At 39.5% G+C, this 17,546-nt stretch carries 13 protein-coding genes and 1 other RNA gene; 6 read left to right on the top strand and 8 right to left on the bottom strand.

Features of this window, described 5'->3' with window-relative positions; genetic code table 11:
- The first annotated feature begins 11 nt into the window (after positions 1-11).
- Positions 12-1,127 (top strand): Sb-PDE family phosphodiesterase, encoded by a 1,116-nt coding sequence (locus tag AACZ41_RS12525; protein ID WP_339628838.1) that lies wholly within the window; start codon positions 12-14, stop codon positions 1,125-1,127.
- 86 nt (positions 1,128-1,213) lie between these two features.
- On the opposite strand, the gene AACZ41_RS12530 is transcribed toward AACZ41_RS12525, so the two are convergent.
- Positions 1,214-2,419, bottom strand: a complete 1,206-nt coding sequence (locus AACZ41_RS12530) for an NAD(P)-dependent oxidoreductase (RefSeq protein ID WP_339628839.1) — start codon at positions 2,417-2,419, stop codon at positions 1,214-1,216.
- A 207-nt stretch (positions 2,420-2,626) separates the two neighbouring features.
- Between AACZ41_RS12530 and ssrA the strand changes: the two genes are divergently transcribed.
- Positions 2,627-3,027: a transfer-messenger RNA gene (gene ssrA / locus AACZ41_RS12535) on the top strand.
- 235 nt (positions 3,028-3,262) lie between these two features.
- A complete protein-coding gene (locus AACZ41_RS12540; RefSeq protein WP_339628840.1) occupies positions 3,263-4,513 on the top strand; it encodes a site-specific integrase in 1,251 nt (416 codons plus the stop codon).
- 138 nt (positions 4,514-4,651) lie between these two features.
- Here the strand turns inward: AACZ41_RS12540 and AACZ41_RS12545 are convergent, their stop codons facing one another.
- From AACZ41_RS12545 to AACZ41_RS12570, 6 genes are all read right to left on the bottom strand, one after another.
- On the bottom strand, positions 4,652-5,125 hold the full coding sequence (locus tag AACZ41_RS12545; protein ID WP_339628841.1) for a DUF6730 family protein: 474 nt from the start codon (positions 5,123-5,125) through the stop codon (positions 4,652-4,654).
- Between the two features lie 12 nt (positions 5,126-5,137).
- Complete coding sequence (locus AACZ41_RS12550; protein ID WP_339628842.1) at positions 5,138-6,007, bottom strand: relaxase/mobilization nuclease domain-containing protein; 870 nt, start codon at positions 6,005-6,007, stop codon at positions 5,138-5,140.
- A complete protein-coding gene (gene mbpA, locus AACZ41_RS12555; protein WP_339628843.1) occupies positions 6,004-6,300 on the bottom strand; it encodes a mobilization protein MbpA in 297 nt (98 codons plus the stop codon). Before mbpA ends, AACZ41_RS12550 begins: the two co-directional genes overlap by 4 nt.
- Positions 6,297-7,256, bottom strand: coding sequence for a toprim domain-containing protein (locus AACZ41_RS12560; protein ID WP_339628844.1), 960 nt, complete (start codon positions 7,254-7,256; stop codon positions 6,297-6,299). Before AACZ41_RS12560 ends, mbpA begins: the two co-directional genes overlap by 4 nt.
- Positions 7,257-7,465: 209 nt before the next feature.
- Positions 7,466-8,674: a VapE domain-containing protein gene (locus AACZ41_RS12565; protein WP_339628845.1), complete on the bottom strand. Its 1,209-nt coding sequence runs from the start codon at positions 8,672-8,674 to the stop codon at positions 7,466-7,468.
- On the bottom strand, positions 8,674-8,958 hold the full coding sequence (locus tag AACZ41_RS12570; protein ID WP_274824739.1) for a helix-turn-helix domain-containing protein: 285 nt from the start codon (positions 8,956-8,958) through the stop codon (positions 8,674-8,676). Before AACZ41_RS12570 ends, AACZ41_RS12565 begins: the two co-directional genes overlap by 1 nt.
- A 787-nt stretch (positions 8,959-9,745) precedes the next feature.
- On the opposite strand from AACZ41_RS12570, the gene AACZ41_RS12575 reads away from it, so the two are divergent.
- Positions 9,746-12,208, top strand: a complete 2,463-nt coding sequence (locus AACZ41_RS12575) for an Ig-like domain-containing protein (protein ID WP_339628846.1) — start codon at positions 9,746-9,748, stop codon at positions 12,206-12,208.
- Between the two features lie 90 nt (positions 12,209-12,298).
- Here the strand turns inward: AACZ41_RS12575 and AACZ41_RS12580 are convergent, their stop codons facing one another.
- Positions 12,299-12,421: a hypothetical protein gene (locus AACZ41_RS12580; RefSeq protein WP_339628847.1), complete on the bottom strand. Its 123-nt coding sequence runs from the start codon at positions 12,419-12,421 to the stop codon at positions 12,299-12,301.
- A gap of 838 nt (positions 12,422-13,259) precedes the next feature.
- On the opposite strand from AACZ41_RS12580, the gene AACZ41_RS12585 reads away from it, so the two are divergent.
- Positions 13,260-15,992, top strand: a complete 2,733-nt coding sequence (locus AACZ41_RS12585) for a PSD1 and planctomycete cytochrome C domain-containing protein (RefSeq protein ID WP_339628848.1) — start codon at positions 13,260-13,262, stop codon at positions 15,990-15,992.
- 21 nt (positions 15,993-16,013) lie between these two features.
- The gene (locus tag AACZ41_RS12590; protein WP_339628849.1) at positions 16,014-17,531 is read left to right on the top strand and encodes a DUF1501 domain-containing protein; all 1,518 of its coding nucleotides are present in this window, start codon (positions 16,014-16,016) and stop codon (positions 17,529-17,531) included.
- Positions 17,532-17,546 lie beyond the last annotated feature (15 nt).

Below are 17,546 nucleotides of genomic sequence, written 5' to 3' on the forward strand. Positions count from 1 at the left end.
ATGACTTTCGTATGAAAACTCAACTTCACTTTTTACTTATTCTACTGATATCAACATTTGTAACCGCACAAGAACACGAACATCAAAGTTCACGGCCACTTTCTTTTCCAGATATACCAGGTTATAAAAACTTAAAGACCGATTTACATATTCACACCGTTTTTTCTGATGGATATGTTTGGCCTAATATTCGTGTGATGGAAGCCTTACGAGACAACTTAGATGCCATATCACTTACCGAGCATTTAGAGTATCAACCCCATCTAGAAGATATTCCGCACCCAGATAGAAATAGGTCTTATAACATAGCAATGGAAGAGGCCAAGGAACATGATTTACTTATTGTTCATGGTTCTGAAATTACCAGAAGTGCACCGATGGGGCATAACAATGCCGTATTTATAAAAGATGCAAACCCTATTGTTCAAGATAAAGCAGAAGATGCTTTCGCAGAAGCCAAAAAACAAGGAGCATTTGTATTTTGGAACCACCCAGCATGGCACGCCCAAGCACCACAGGGGAACCCAATTCTCAGCGACTTTCAAAAAGAACGCATTAAAAAAAACGAACTACATGGTATAGAAGTTATTAATTCTGTGGATTATGCACAAGAGTCGCTGGCATTGGCTTTAGAACATAATTTAACGATTATGGGTACCAGTGACATTCACGGTCTCATTGATTGGGATTATACAGAAAAAGGAAATCAACGACCCATTACTTTAGTCTTTGCAAAAGAACGTACTATTGCCAGCATGCAAGAAGCTTTATTTGCAGGTAGAACGGTTGCTGTTTATAATGATTTAATGGTAGGCAAAGCAGAATTTTTGGTTCCGTTATTAAAGGCAAGTATAGTTATAGAAAAAGCTAGCTATGCCAAAAACACCCAAGTGTTAGAATTAGAATTAAAGAATGTGACTAGTAGTGATTTACTTTTTCAAAACGAATCTGAATACTCGTTTTATGACAGTTCTCCGGTTTTTGAAATAAAAGCAGGTGAGATAAAAAAAGTAGCTATAAAAACATTGGTCCTAAAAGATGAAATCACTTTAAAATTAAAAGCCTTAGGATGTTTTACAGCTCCTAAAACACAACCGATTATTGAATGGGAAATTAAGACAAAATAGAATTCAACATTGGTCTTAACAACCTACTTGATTACCCTAACCCTATCAAAATAATATTGGAGCGCCCTATTTTGACGAAAAACTAGTTACTCCTTACCATTGACATAATCTTGTAAGTACGCAAATCGCTCGGTCAATTTACCATTATGGGTCATTCGGGCTCTTTGTAGAACTCCGTCTTTATCATTATTGAAAAAGGCAGGGATTACATTTTTAATGAAAGCTTCACCGAAGCCTTCACTAGCATCTCTAGGAAGTTCACAGGGTAAATTATCAACTGCCATTACAGCAATGGCGTCTTTATGTTTAAAATCGGTTTCAGATTCAGATGCTGCATCGTAGCCATAAATTGGTTCTGCAATAGTAGAAGCTCGTAGTGTTGTTGCTACCGGCCCATCTATATCGCAACTTATATCTGCTACTACCCTAATTTTAAAATCAGGATGTTTCGCATCTTCCCTAGTATAGAGATATGGTGAACCTTGTCCATAAAAATGACCTGCGATGTAAAAATCGGTCACCTTTGCAAATCGAAAAAAGTTAGACTTATATTCTCCTGGATTGGCAAAGAAATCGGCTTTATTACCGCGAACACCATCTTTCCTTTTGTTGTATTCCCCTGCATCTATTTGACAATAGACAGGTTCATTAAATGTTTCTTCAAGATACTCAGCAACACTTACGCGTCGCATACCCATACCGTCAAGCATTTCCCTAGCACCATTACCAACTCTACCCCTACCGGTTAAAAGTACTTTTATATTAGGTAACCTTAGTTTTTTAAGCTCTGCGATTAAAGCTGCTTGGTCGGCCAAATCGTTAGCTTTTGGCAAATTGAACAATCCGAATTTGAGTCCGTATGCCCTAAAACCATTATATGCCCCAACAATACCTGCATACCTACCAAATGCAACCACACGTTGTTCTTGTTTGTTCGTAATGACTTCGTGGTCATAAAGTTCAATATTCTTATCTAAAACCGCCTGTAGCAAATCTCTATTATACGGTTGCTTTTTAATGGTATGAGAAAAGAAAAAGTATTTTTTGTTTGGAATTAGCGCATCGATCGGAACTTCTTTAACGCCTAAAAGCACATCACAATCAGCCATTTCATCGGCCACGGTAATGCCTAGTTGCTTATACATTTCATCAGAATACGCACGAATTGGTGACGGCTCAACTATCAGCACTGCCTTTTTGTGTAATTTCAAGACTTTTTGACAGGCCAATGGTGAAAGTACTACACGTTTATCTGGCGGATTTTTACGTTCTCTAATGATTCCGAACTTCATATATGGTTTGGTATAAATATTGTACTAAATTATGCAATTAGATACACATTGGCTTAGGTCAGAATAAAAATTATTGGGGTTCGCAAACTTTAGTTAGCTTTGCTTCCCGCGTTAGGGATAGAGGCTGGTACCGTGTACTGCCGAAAACTCGACCTTTTTGAAAAAAGGAACGTACAATATAGATAGTACTAAGTTCATTAACATATTGGGGCCGACCGGTTTTGACAGCGAGACTAGTTGGAATGTAAGCATGCCGAGCGCTGAGAAACAGCTCGTTAATCTCATTTTTCACACTTTTAATTGGCGAAAATAATTACGCTCTTGCCGCTTAATCCGAATTACAGTAGGATTTAGCCTCGTCCCTACTAGGTAGGGAAGCGAGATGTTCCTGAACAGCCCTTGTTGATGGCGGTTCTTATAGGAGCACCAGAAAAGTCAACATAAGGATACCTGCTCGCTTTGGCGGTATCACTAAAACCTTAAGAAGATAAGTTTGTATTGGGCGGTTTCTGGTCAGGTACTTATCGAAAATTAATCAGATACTACGCATGTAGAAAGCATTTTGATTACTTGTTTGGACGAGGGTTCGAATCCCTCCGGCTCCACTAGAATAGTACCAAAACTATTCAAAAACCCCTTAATCATATGATTATCAGGGGTTTTTCTTTTTTACGGCATCAAATGAATCGTTTTAAAACCGTATTTTATGTGACCTATTCGGTGAGTACTTTTTTTTTAAAAAAACACTCACCGATTTCCTTGTAATTAACTGATATAATGTTAATTATGAAAATGGTATTTTCCTTTTTTGTACCTTTATTTTTGTTAAAAAAGATACCAAAAATGAACCATTCTTTCTCTCAATTATTTTACCTCAAAGGAAAACATTTGGAAAAAGACGTGAAAGTACCTATATACTTGCGTTTGACCGTTAATGGACAACGTAATGAACTTAGTATTTCCCGCAAAATAGAGCCAGAAAAATGGAATGCTAGGACAGGAAAAATGCGTGGAACAAGTCTAGAAACAAACGAATTGAATTCGTATTTAGATGTTGTTAGACATAAAATAAACAAGATTCATGGTCGTCTTGTGGACGAAGGCAGACCCTTTAATTCTTCAGACATAAAAAATCTTTACTTAGGCAAAGGAGAAAAAACTAAAATGTTAGTACAACTTTTTGAGGAACATAACCAACAAATGGAAAAGTTGGTCGGAGTTGAATTTGCACTTGGCACCTGGAAGCGATATCATACCACCAAAAAACATGTCCACGAATTCTTAAAGACTGAATACAGCCAGAGCGATATTCCAGTGCGTGATGTCAATTTAAAATTTATCAAAGGCTTTGAGTACTTTCTAAAAGTTACCAAGGCCTGTAATCATAATTCGGCTTTGAAATATGTCAACAACTTCAAAAAGATAATCCGAATGGCCGTGGCCAATGACTGGATTTCAAAAGACCCATTCTACAACTACAAAGTTCAATTTAAAATCGTAGAACGGGATTTTCTTTCCAAAGAGGAACTGCAAGGCTTACAAGAAAAAGAAATCGATGGCGATCGTTTAAATATAGTTCGTGACATGTTTGTTTTTTGTTGCTATACAGGACTTGCCTACGTTGATGTGCAAAAATTGAATCAAGATAACATCGTTCGTCATATCGATGGCAGTCTATGGATACAGGCGGAGCGCACCAAAACCAAATCGAAACTGGATATTCCACTTCTATTGACTGCTGAGGGTATCTTAGATAAGTATAAAGACCATCCCAGAGTTATCAATGAAGAGTGTGTACTTCCTGTTTTGAGCAACCAGAAATCTAACGCCTATCTAAAAGAAATCGCGGACCTCTGCGGTATTAAGAAGAATCTTACTACCCACTTAGCGCGGCATACCTTTGCAACCACTATTACTCTTTCCAACGGTGTACCAATCGAGACCGTTGGCAAAATGTTAGGCCACAAAAATTTGCGGACCACCCAACATTATGCAAAGATTATAAGCAAAAAAGTAGCTTATGACATGGATATCTTAAAGGAAAAGTTGCTAGACATGGACACGAAGCGAACCAAAAAACTTAATAAATCTTAGTTTTCTTTTAAACTAATGCAGGTTTAAGGAATCCAGTTCCCCCAAAATCTTACCATAACTTACCTGCGCTTGGATCCTGTTTCGATTTTATAGTGTTCCGGTAGATAAACGTAAAGTAAAATCGAAATAGGGCGCATTCTACTTTCGGTTTGGAACACTATCCTTTATTTTGAGCCATTTTTCATACTCTTCATAGTATTCGGGATATTGGTCAAAATAACCCCTTAGACTTGTGATGACCTCTTGCCGTCCTTCAGAGAAAGATTCTTCTCGAATTTCTTCTATTTTAGAAACCTTAAAAGCTAGATAGCCAATGATGACCAAGGAGGTTGTCCAAATGAAATAATGTAGCCACAATCGGAATCTAGATATCACGCTCGCCTTAGCCAAACGCTCTTTTAGGGAACGGACGGATCCCTGAAGTTTCGCGGTCTTTTCCTTTTCCTGAAGTAAGTGGTTTTCCAATAGTTGCTCTATTTCCGAAGTGTCGGGAAGTATCCTAATATCCTCCACGTTTTTGGTCAGCCGTTGTAGCTTGTAAAGCGCCTTGTTGAATCCGTCCAGTTCGTCCGTGAGCAGTTCCATGATTTCGTCCAGTTTTTTGTATCCCATCGTTTTTCTCTTTTAAAATCCTATTCCCGTATCTATTGCCCGTTTGATGACCTTCTTGATCATTTTCTTTGCCAATGCGCTCGCCAGATTGGAGCTTAGCTCCAAAGTCTTTCCTGATACGTTTATTGCTGGTGCCTTTTCCAATCGTTTCTGTATTTTCATATCCGTGGAGAGCCCGCTAAGTAATCTGCTACCCGACATGGAACGGTGCACTTCGCTGCCCTTGAAACTTTCTCCCTTGTACTCGAAGCGGAAGCCCTGTAAGCGGTTTCCTTTGTTGATACTAGGTACTACATTCACATCCTGAGCTTTCATCGCCTTGATGTATGCATCCAAGGTCTTCAGTTTCTCATTGTCCATCGTACTTTCATGTATCCTTCTTATTTCCTTCCGTATAACTTGGGTCTGTAATTCCTTTTCCATTTGCACTTCTCTAACGGGCGTAATTCCCATTTCCCTTGCTACCCGTTCCGCTGCCAGTTGGCTTCGTTTGCCGATAAAATTATCTTTATACGCCTTTCCGTCAAAACCGATACGGTTTACGTACAAATGGACATGGGTATGTGCCTTGTCCCTATGCACAAAGGCTATGGCCTGATGTTCCTTTAACCGCATATCCTTAAGGAATAACTCCGCAATACGACCTAATCTTTCCCTGTCCAATTTTTGGCCATCCTCCACGGTAGGGCTAAGGATAAAACTTAGGGTATTCTTATGGCAACGTGTATTCTGTTCCTGTATCATCTTAAACTCCTCTGTAACCTCCTGGGCGGTATCGCCCGCCAGATGTTCTTTAAGTACCACTTCTGCATTCTTGCCCTGGTCCCATCCGTAGGAAATGGAAACGCCCGTATGTGCAACCGCTTTTCCCTTGCCTATCATTTTTTAAAGTTTTGTAAATGGATACGTATCTCGGAGGCCAGTTTTTGAACTTCCTCCGCTAGCTTTGGATTATGTCTCTTGAACATGTTCCCAATACGTGTAAAATTGGTCTTGTAGGTAATAAGGGTCTTATAACATTCCATCTGTTCTTCGGTGAGCCTCTCGACAATACGGCGGTCAAAAGCGGTACTCCGGCAATATTCCGATAGGGAAAGTCCTGCCCGTTCCGCTCTTTTTCTGAGTAGCTTTTTCTCATAAATGGAGCACCGGAATTTGATATAGGTCCTTTTCATTTTTCAGTTACTTTGCGACCGCCGGGAGTAAAGCGAGTTTGTTTTTGTGGCAACAAAGACACATCTCGCGCTTCCTGACCAAGTCCCTTTTTAGCATTTTCCATCAGCCATTGATTCATGTCCTTATGACCTTTATAGATGAACGACATATCCTTCGCACCACCATATTTCAGTAGTCTTTCGGTAACCGACCTTCCATTGGGATCCTTGTCCAGATAGAGTTCTATATTGGAATACCCCTTTAAAATCGATATTGTTTTTTCAATAAAAACCGTGGAATTCATCACTAAAAAATCGGATTTTTGCGGCAAAACCCCTATGTAGCCTACAATGGACAGCAAATCGAACATGCCCTCCGTTATAGTAAGTTTTTGGTGGCCGTTTTGGATATGTGTGACATCCTTGGGGGAGGTACAGTTTTTCAGATACTTGTTACGTAGCTCCCATCCACCAGATTCGTTCTGAAGACCGATGGCGAAATATGGGTTTCCCTTGAACGTATAATGAACTTCCTTACAATAGCTTTTGGCTATGGAAATTTGAACGTTCCTTGATTTGAGATAGCCCAACAATCCGGGATGTGATATCGGCTTGACATTGGTGATGATGACTTTTTCATCTTTTGATTCTTCCTTCTCAAAAATCGATTGCTGCTGAAAAGAAAAAAGAGGTTCATCATCATTTAAGAATAATAATGTTTCTTTTACTGTGCATTCTCTAATCAAGCATACCAGGTCTATTATGTCCCCACCTTTCCCTGCTCCATGGTCATACCATCTATTTCGTTTCTTACATACCTTGAAAGAGGCTTGGGTTTCTGAGCGGAACGGACTCAGGAACCAAGCTTCTTTGGGGTTTGTTTTAGCAGGAAAGTGCCCTAGTTTTGCCAGCGCCCTTTCGATGGGAAAAGCTCGGGCTCTTTCGCAGGTTAGCTTGTTTGTTCTTTTTCTTTTCATCAGCTTCTTTTTATACAATTCCGGTTACCTTCCTACCTAACCCAATGAATACGGGGTTTTTTATCTAGGTGGGATTGGTTTTTGGGCTTACCTATGTTACCTTGTTAGGTAGGGTAGGTAATACTTAGGTAAGAAGGGGTTAAAGAACTTACCTAGGAATACTGCCCATTGTGATTGGGTTTCTTGTTTTTTAGGTAACTAGGTAGGTACTATTCCTGTTTCTTCGAAAATTCCATTTGCCAAGGGCTGTCTACGAAGACGGGTTTTGCCAGATAACCGTACACCTGTCGCTTGGGATGTTTTATCCTTTGAAAGTTGAAGCCCGACAATGCCCGTCCCAAGTTTATCTGGTTCAGACGAAGGTTCAGGCAGCTCAGCTGGACCAATACATCCGAAGCGGTGACAAAATCCTTCAAGTCGTCTGACTTTTCAAAATACTTTGAGACAAGTTCCTCTTCTGTGGTCAACTTGGTGTATTTCTTGTTTCGCTCCTCGTTTTCCTGAATGTCCTTTATAGATAGTTCTGGATTGTAGTTTGCTTCGGTATAGGCCAGATGGTATGCCTGTGACCATACCCCGTCAATATCCACTTCCTTGGAATACCGGAAATCGATTTTTCCTTTTAGCTCAAAACAGAGCCAACGAACGGAGCCGGTTTCATCATTAAGAAAGGAGGCCATATTGGTAGAGCCGATAAATGAACATATCCTAGGTAGCGTGGTATTCTTTTTGTCATAGGGTAGCCTTTCATTGATGAACGTTTTGGAGAAAAATGATTTCAGGGCATTTACATCCTTTTTGGAAAGCACGGCCAGTTCATCCAGATTGTAAAGGAAATTTCTACATAGTTGTATCCGTGCGTCCTTATCGTTACTGATATCCTCGGCCATATATTCTGCTAGTTCCGGTGGACAAAGAAAACGGCACCAAGTGGACTTGCCCGAGTTCTGGCCTTGATGCGAAAGCACGAAGGCCTGCTTGTTGAAATAATTCTTTTCCAAAGCACATTTAATGGTGCGCACCAACCATTTTTCAAAATGATAGTTGAAGGCCTCTCTTTCATAGGTGGGTACATAAGAGGCGAGTTTAAGGATATGGTTCGCACCGTCCCATTCCGGAAGGTTTTCAAAATATTCTTTGATGGGATTGTATTTGGGAATACATTCTGAACGTATAAGGGTTTCCAACTTCCCGTTGGGAATATCTATACCCGCTTTTGCCAGTTCTATGATAAGGGAGTTCAGGTTCAGGTACTCCCATTGTTTGGAAGTTTTGAAGGCAATCTGGAAGTCGTGCGATATCTCGTTAAATGTAATATCGTACTTACTCTCCAAATATTCCATGGTATAGTCGTAGACCGTCTTTTTCTTGGCGTCCTTTACATGGTAAAGTTGTTCGCCATTACCTAGCGAGTCCATCACCTTCTATTTTTGAAAGTGTACTTAAGTGTATCGTCGGTAATTTCGGCATGCGACTTTCTGCTGTTCTGGAGAAGCCAATCGTTGAGTTTGCATTTCTCGAAGAAGATCATCTTACCGTTGGGCTTTGAATGCGGAATATTTCCCGAGGCCGTTAGTTTGTAAAGATAGCTCCTTGATATTCCGGTATAGTCACAGGTCTCCTCGAAGGTGAGTACCTCTTTATTGGCCGTTAATAGCCTTTCCAAACGATCAAGTCGTTCAAAGATTAAAATAGTGTCCATTTGTTTCTTTTTAAGATTAATAAATGAACAAAAGCGCTTTTGTTTTCCTTTGTAGAATTCTTTGGATAAAGGTAATTGGAGGGAGGTGCTAAATTTCGTTCATGTAAGGATTTTTATTCACAAAATATTGGTAAACAATTACTTATGTTAAATCAGTACAAATCGAACCGAATAAAATTTGGATAATTTCATTTGGTTCCAAAACGATTCAAATGATACCATTTGATTTTTGTTAAAAAAGGAACAATTTTGAGTTATCAACAATTGACAATTTAATTATCAAGAAAATAAGGGTAGTTAAAAGGCAAAAAGCTAGTCATCTGAAAATAGTTTCATTGTATTGTCCCAAAAAAGGTTCGTTTAATAGGTCAACGGACTATTATTAACGAAGCTATCACATGACATCGATACGTCAATTTTATACCAATACTGATTTTCCTAAAACGATAAATAAACAATTTTACAAAAAACACTAAGAAACATCTTAGATCTTTAAATTTCCAATGGGCCTATTTATGATTTCTTAATTCATAAGCAACATAACCCTAACAAACATCTTAATAGCGAAAACCATGAAATTCCTGCGCTTACGCCGAGAATAACTGTATTCACAACATTTTTTTGTGTAAAGGTAACCGTAAGACTAATTTCGAATTTACCACTCTTATTTTCTTTCGACAAAGGGATTTGCCGCGGTACAAATGAGTGAATTTTGTTAGTAAAAAATTACTGTTTAGTATTTGGAAAGTATAGAATAGCTCTTTATAAATGTTTAAAAACAATTTGTTTGAAGGTAAAGTATAAATTAGGTCTTTTAATTATAGGCATGTTGTGGACGGTGTCAGCAATTCATGCCCAATCTGGGGCAGGGGCCAATTTTGGAATTGAGGCCGATGCTTACTCGGGGGATGTTATTTCGGGACCGCTTACGGATGATTGGTTTTATAACGGAGTTTCAGGTGCAGGTGTTGTTGATGAAGCAACAGCCACTACCATGGGGTATGGAGCCCAACTGGCTGCAGGTAATAATATTGCTTTTGACCTTAGACAAAGCATTCCAAATTATGCCTCTAATAATGGGTATATATGGTATAGTACAAGGTATGGCCGTGATTATGTGAATACATCTTCTAATGACTTAACTACTTTTACCGGAGGTCAGAATGGTCAGAATCCAATGACAAGCTGGGGGGTAACCTCAGGATCATTGCCGGCAAAAACGGATATTGTAGATAGTGGGGTTCATATGAGACGGGATGGGATCAATATTACGGATGACCTTTGGGTAAATATGATGATTTCTACCTTGTCTTCCAGTGGTAACCATTTTGTGGATTTTGAATTGTTTGTTTCAGAAATACAAAATACCGGTTCGGGTTTTAGTAATTCAGGACCCGATGAAGGACATACCGCCTGGAGGTTCGATGCCAGTGGAAATGTAACTAACATCGGGGATATGATCATTGGGTTTTCGTTCGGCGGCGGTGGTGTTAGCGGGGTGGAGATCCGTTTATGGGTAGATCGATCTCTTTTCGTGCCGGGAACTTCTCCGGGTGGGACTTCAGCTTTTACCTGGGGTAGCAGTATAGATGGTGGTAGCACCTATGGCTATGGACAAATAGTAGTTCCTGCAGGTGCCCTACTAAGCAATGTTAATCTCTTGTCAAGCACAGGACCCCCCTGGGGTACCACCAATACCTCCGGGTATTCCGCAAATTTCAGTGCAGAATATTTCGCGGAAGTTGGGGTTAATTTTACCCAATTGGGATTTGATCCCCAGGCTCTGTTTGGAAATGGTGCGGCATGTGATTCCCCTTTTAGTGCTATTTTAAATAAATCTAGAACATCCTCATCCTTTACTTCTTCCCTTAAAGATTTTGCCGGCCCTTATGTTTTTTTAGGCTCAGCGGAAGGCACTCAGGTTAATACAACCATCACAGATCCGGGAGATTTTGATTCCTGTGCAACCAGTGAGACCTTAACTTTACAGGCCGAATTTATTTCAGCCTCCTCAGATTATGTATGGTATTCCCTTACGCCCGGTGTGGTATTTCCTGCCAACGGGTTGGCTGAAATATCAGGTGTGGGTATGGACAATGTACTTATAGATACCATGGGCGATTATCAACTTGGGATAGCACCCCTGTCAGGCTGTACCCCGGCCACAGAACCCACTGATATTATAAGTATTAGAGCCATCCCATGTGCTGTTGATAATGCCTATACCGGGCCAGAAAACACCACCATGAATATAGCAGCCGTAGGGATTTTGGGGAATGATTCCGATTATGACGCCGGGGATGTACTTAACATAAACACAGTTCCGGCGGTAGATGTTTCCAATGGCACCCTTACCCTCTTTTCGGATGGGAGTTTTACTTATGTCCCTGATGCAGGATTTACTGGGGTTGATACTTTTACCTACCAGGTTTGCGATTCCTTTGGCTTATGTGATACTGCAGTGGTGACCATAAACATTTCAGAAGATTTTGACGGGGATGGAATCGTAGATACCAATGATCTGGATGATGATAACGATGGAATTTTAGACACTGCGGAATCTAACGGGATTGACCCAAGTGCCGATGCAGACGGTGATGGTACACCTAATTATCAGGATGCTGATTTTTGTACACTGAATGCCTTCGGGATATGCAATAATCTGGATGCAGACACTGATGGGCTGCCTAACCATTTAGATTTGGACAGTGACGGGGACGGATGTTATGATGTAATTGAAGCTGGCTTTACCGATGCCAATGGCGATGGGATATTGGCAGATTTACCAACAATTGTTGATTCAAATGGCCAAGTTAGCGGGACAAACGTTGTAGATGGCTATACCAGTCCTGCAGATAATGACTCTAATAGCACAGCTGATTTTCTCGAGGCAGGTGGCGTACCGTCAATTACATCTCAACCCTCCAGTAGTACTGTATTTGCCGGTACGGGCACTACATTTTCGGTTGAAGCTGATGATACCAACACCTATCAATGGCAGATAAGCACAGATGGGGGAGCGATCTTTACCGATTTGTCAGATGGCGGAATATACACGGATACGGATGCGCCGATTTTAAATATTGGTCAGGTTGCCCTGAACATGAATAATTACGAGTACAGGGTTGTGGTTTCGAACTCATCCTATTTTTGTAGCACACCAATTCCATCCAATGCGGCTGTTTTGACCGTCAGAATAAGAACAGTAATTTCTAATAGAAGGATTACTTACCGTGTAAAAAAGAATTAGATTTTAAATTACGGTTCGCATATTCCTTTCCAATAAGTGCGAACTTAAAAATGCAACTTAGATTTTGCAGTCTTTAGGGAGTATCGATTATTAGAATACTTCAATATTCCCTATGTATTGGTCCTTTAAAACGGCCGTTTGATAAGACAGTTTCAAAAGACAGAAAAACATTTCTTTAAAAGTCCCGTTCTTGGTCTCTTTTGGTAGTTTCATTAATTGACCTTTTATGGCACTCAAACAGTTTTAAAAATCCAAAATATCATAACCCTAAATTAATACTTGGTAGAGATGAGTGATCTATTTAAGTGCACTTTGATAAATTACAGCATTTTCCTTTAAAACAAAAAGGTAGTTAATGTAGATATTGTAACCAATTACTGTCAACTCTCATAATTTTTAGTGCCAGAATGCACCATTAGTTTACTTGGGGTAGAAGCAAATCTGGCCTCAATTTTTAATTATTTACAGCTAAAAATCTGGTTGGATTGTTAAAAAGTCACCTATTCGGTGAGTATAAAAACTATAGGCTCTCAAAACCCCTATGCATACGCGTTTAAAGAGAAAGGTTCTAGACCCTCCGGCTCCACAATCACTCACAACTGTATTGTGGATGAAAAAATAAAAATCCCATCAAGCTCGCTTGTTTGGGATTTTTATTTTTAGACACCAAGGCTTCTTTAAGCCTTGACAGTTGTAATTGCAGTACTAGAGCCACTAGGGAAAACCGACAGGTAACCCCTCCGGCTCCACTTCAAAAAACCACCTTATTGGTGGTTTTTTTCGATATACCTGCGAGAGTCGAATGCGAACGCATTAACTCGTAACTGTGCTAAAAAGACCTATAAGACCTTTTCTTTACCTTACTATATTTTCACCTCAACCTTAGTGAAATAGACCTATTAAAAACAAAAATACTGGGTACATTTAGTCTTTTTTTTAACAATCGTTAAAACTACATTTATAATTAAGCTAAAAATTCTTAATATTAAGTTTGCTTACAAAAGTGTCTACTGATCAACCTTATAACACTATTTAATTATTATTCTTAGCAATGCAAAACAACAGCAAACAGGTTTTTTTTAAATACGTTTTTATTGTCATTGCAACTACTACTTTTTCGTGCAACACATCATCTGAACAAATAGATTATAGTACTCAGATAAAACCTATTTTAAATAATAAATGTATTACCTGTCATGGCGGAGTCAAAAAAAATGGTGGTTTCAGCTTACTTTTTAAGGACGAAGCATTTGCAGTTACTAAATCAGGAAAACCTGCCATAATTCCTGGTGATGCCAGTGGAAGCGAATTCATTAAAAGATTAAAAGAAGAGGATCTAGAATTACGAATGCCTTACGAAAAGCCCCAACTTTCAAAAAAAGAGATTGACTTATTGACCAGATGGGTAGAAGAAGGTGCAAAATGGGGCGAACATTGGGCGTATTCACTGCCAGAAAAAGTAACTGTTCCGGCGATTACAGAAGAAGCTAGTATTATCGATATTAATAAAAATGAGTTCTTGCAAAATGATATTGACCATTTTATATTGGCCAAATTAGAAAGTGCTACGATTGCTCCAAATCATTTTGCAGATAAAAATATCCTGATTAGACGATTGGCATTTGACCTTACGGGTTTACCTCCAACTACAGCATTACACGATGATTTTGTTTCAGGAAACATATCTTATGAAGTGGCAGTAGACAATCTTTTACAACAAAACACCTATGGTGAAAAATGGGCAAGTTGGTGGTTAGATCTGGCCAGATATGCAGATACCAAAGGCTACGAAAAAGATAAAGGTAGAAACATGTGGCGGTATAGAGATTGGGTAATCGATGCATTTAATACCGACATGCCTTACGACCAATTTACTACTGAACAATTGGCAGGCGACCTGTTACCTGACCCTTCTGCAGATCAACTAATTGCCACAGCTTTTCACAGAAACACCATGAATAATGACGAAGGTGGCACCGAAGATGAGGAGTTTCGAGTCGCTTCTGTATTAGATCGGGTAAATACTACTTTTTCTGTTTGGCAAAGTACCACAATGGAATGTGTACAATGCCACAGCCATACCTACGATCCTTTTAAGAATGAGGAGTACTATCAAGCTATGGCGTTTTTCAACAATACGAGAGATGAGGATACACCCGATGAAAGTCCGAATGTTCGTTTTTATAATGACGAACAGACTAAAAAGAAAAACCAAATTATCTCTTGGGTAGAAAAGTATGGCACTAAAGAGGAAAAGAAAAATTATGCCGATTTCTTATCCTTTATGGAACCTAAGTATTTAGCCCATAATGCGACCAATTTTGTTAATGGTGAACTTGCAGACACTAAATATTTAGCACTTTGGGATGATGGGTCGTGCGTTCTTAAAAACATCAATACGAAAGGTGCATCGTCAATATACATGTTTTATAGGGCGTTTATGGATGGTACCACTATGACCATTAAAAAGAATAATGCCAAAGGTGAAATACTAACGCAATTCAAGGTCGATAAAACTGACGGTAATGGAATTAGAAAAATACCTTTCAAAACCATTAATGAACCTATTGATTTGTATTTTGAAGCTAATAATGACAGAATTGCAAAACAGGTATCAACAAGTCATATTTCTTGGTTCGCATTTTTATCGGATATACCAGGATCCACCGAAGCCGGATATGGCCAAATAAACCGATCATTTATAGAATTACTGAATACTCAAACACCAGAGCTTCCCATAATGGTTGAAAACCGTAGCGATATGGCAAGGGTTACTCAAATCTTTGAACGTGGCAATTGGTTAATACTGGCAGATACGGTACAACCAGGTACGCCGAAAATACTTAATGCGTACGATGATGCATGGCCCAAAAATCGCTTAGGGCTTTCAAAATGGTTGGTAAGCAAAGAGAATCCGTTAACGGCCCGTACGCTGGTCAATCGTATATGGCATCAGGTTTTTGGAAGGGGCATTGTCGCTTCGTTAGAAGATATGGGTACTCAATCAGACCCACCTAGTCACCCTGCCTTGTTAGATTGGCTTTCCCTTCGGTTTATGAATGAACAAAATTGGAGTATGAAAGCATTGATAAAAGAAATTGTAATGTCTGGCACATATAGGCAGAGTTCGATAGTTACTCCAGAATTATATCAAAAAGACCCAAATAATGAATTGTACGCCCGCGGACCTAGAATACGTTTGACCGCAGAAGAAATACGGGATCAAGCATTGGCAGTTTCAGGACTGTTAAGTAAAAAAATGTATGGCCCAGGGGTTATGCCACCACAACCAGATGGCGTTTGGCAATCTGTTTACAGCAATGAGTCATGGGTAGAAAGCAAAGGAAAAGACAAATATAGGCGTGCAATATATACCTACCTAAAACGTACCAGCCCCTACCCTTCTTTTATTACGTTTGACGCTGGCAGTAGAGAAGTTTGTACTATTCGACGTACGGTCACCAATACACCATTACAGGCATTGGTTACTTTGAACGACCCGGTTTATTTAGAAGCCGCATATTCATTTGCGAAATTGATGGATATGGATGATGTGGAAAAAGGAATTTCATCAGGATTCAAAAAAGCTACATTTTCAGAAATAGATCCTGAAGAATTAGCAATTTTAAAGAGCCTATATGACCAAGCGATGGTCGAATTTTCGGCAGGTGCGTATGAAGAAAATTTTTTAGGTCTAAAAGAAAAACCGAGTTCGAAATTAGCAGCATTGACCATAGTAGCCAATGCAATAATGAATTTAGACGAATTTTTAACCAAGGCATAAGCCTGGTAAATAAAAACTACTATGAAAAATAATATAGATAGGCTCATAGCAGAAAAACTTAAAATAGAACTAGAAACCAAGACCCGTAGGCATTTTATAAAACAATGCGCTACAGGTATGGGTGGTCTAGCATTAAGCTCAATATTTATGGGGTGTGACCCATTGAGCTCGGGTAAATCAATAGCTGGTATTAACTCAGGCTTCTCCGAACGAGACTTAAATCCGTTGGCTACATTGCCACCTCCATTTTCACCCAGAGCGAAAAATGTTATATACTTACATATGGCAGGCGCCCCCTCACAATTAGAAATGTTCGATTACAAGCCCGAACTGGCAAAGCTTAATAATCAAGAATGTCCACAATCACTTTTAGAAGGAAAGAAGTTTGCGTTTATACGAGGTACACCTAAATTATTAGGTCCACAGGCAACCTTCAAACAAGAGGGGAAATCTGGCAATTGGGTTTCCGATAATTTACCGCATTTCAAAAAAGTGGTTGATGAGGTAGCCTTTTTAAAAGCCGTTCATACCGACCAATTCAACCACGGTCCCGCACAATTATTTATGCATACGGGTAGTGCTAGATTGGGTAGACCTTCTATTGGGTCTTGGGTTACCTATGGTCTTGGCTCTGATAATCAAAATCTCCCCGGTTTTGTGGTTCTAACTTCTGGCGGCAAGGCACCTAGCGCAGGTAAAAGTGTTTGGGGAAGCGGATTTCTACCTTCTGTTTATCAAGGTGTACAATGTCGATCAAAAGGTGACCCTGTATTATATATCGATGATCCCGATGGTATATCTCGCGATTTAAAAAAGAATACCATCAATGCGATTAATGACATCAACAAAAAAGAATACGCAAAATATGCCGACCCAGAAATTTTAGCACGAATCAATCAATATGAAATGGCGTATCGCATGCAGATTGCTGTTCCAGAGGTAATGAATATTAATAACGAACCACAACATATTAAAGACATGTACGGTGTAGAACCAGGCAAGGAATCCTTTGCTAATAACTGCCTTTTAGCTCGTAAATTAGTTGAAGATGGTGTTCGTTTTGTTCAGTTGTTCGACTGGGGATGGGATGCCCATGGTACCGATGCCAGTACAGCAGTTGATTTAGGATTAAAAAATAAATGTCGAGAAATCGATAGACCTATGAGTGCCTTATTACTTGATCTAAAACAACGCGGACTTTTAGAGGATACTTTAGTCGTTTGGGGTGGTGAATTTGGCAGAACCCCTATGCAGGAAAACCGGGAAGGGAAAACAATGGGCTTTAAAGGGCGTGATCACCATGGTGATGCTTTTACCATGTGGATGGCCGGCGGAGGAATTAAAAAAGGTGCTTCTCACGGTCAGACCGATGCCATCGGTTTTTCTGGGGTAGATGGCAGGGTATCCGTTCATGATGTTCATGCAACAATATTACATCTTCTTGGCTTCGACCATGAACAATTTACGTTTGATTTTCAAGGTAGACCTTTTCGATTAACAGATGTGGAAGGAGAAGTCATTCGTGAAATTCTGGCTTAATTCCGATTTAATAAT

This window comes from uncultured Maribacter sp. (assembly GCF_963974015.1).
In the GTDB taxonomy this organism is placed as follows: Bacteria; Bacteroidota; Bacteroidia; order Flavobacteriales; family Flavobacteriaceae; genus Maribacter.